This window comes from Buttiauxella gaviniae ATCC 51604, from assembly GCF_001654835.1.
Classification (GTDB): Bacteria; Pseudomonadota; Gammaproteobacteria; order Enterobacterales; family Enterobacteriaceae; genus Buttiauxella; species Buttiauxella gaviniae.
Map to the genome: position 1 here is coordinate 1 of NZ_LXEP01000097.1, position 643 is coordinate 643.

Below are 643 nucleotides of genomic sequence, written 5' to 3' on the forward strand. Positions count from 1 at the left end.
CAGGCGTCAGGTTGGCCAGTTGACTGGAGGTGAGTGCCTGGAAGGCGGGAACACTCAGATTATTCACGAAGCCGACAGGCAGCAGGGAGAGTTGAGTACCAAGCGAGGCGACTTGTTCAGGTTTCATTCCACCGGCAACGGAAACGGGTAGCCACTCAGGATGCTTCATCGACTGAATTTGCTCAGGGCTCAGTGTGGACATCTGTTGTGCCGTCAGCCCGCTGTATTGCGCCTGTTTCCAGCCGGCAATCGCGGTTGTCGGGAGAGCAGAAATATCCAGTAATCCAAACTGGTCACTGCTCAGTGCGCTCAGGTGCGTCATCGCACTGACCTGAGTTGCGGTTAACGCGGAGAGATGGCTGTTATCCAGCGCGGCTAAATTCGCCGTACTTATCTTATTAAGTTGTGCTGAGGTGATGGACTGAAAGGCGGTGGTAGTGATGCTGTTTAACGCGGAAGCGGAGAAACAGCTGAAGCTTGTGGTGATACCCGCCAGCTGGTCTGCCGTGAGCGCGGCCATATGGGTATTGTCCAGTGCACCGAGTTTGGCTGAGCTAATCTCATTGAGATGGTCACAGCTGATAGCCTGGAATGCTTCAGTGCTCAGATTATTGAGCCAGCCTGCCGAGAACCAGTAAAAATT

At 53.8% G+C, this 643-nt stretch carries 1 protein-coding gene; it reads right to left on the minus strand.

Annotated elements, in window-relative coordinates:
- Positions 1-643: hypothetical protein (locus tag M977_RS25600; protein ID WP_209438629.1), on the minus strand; the 643-nt coding region annotated here is incomplete at both ends.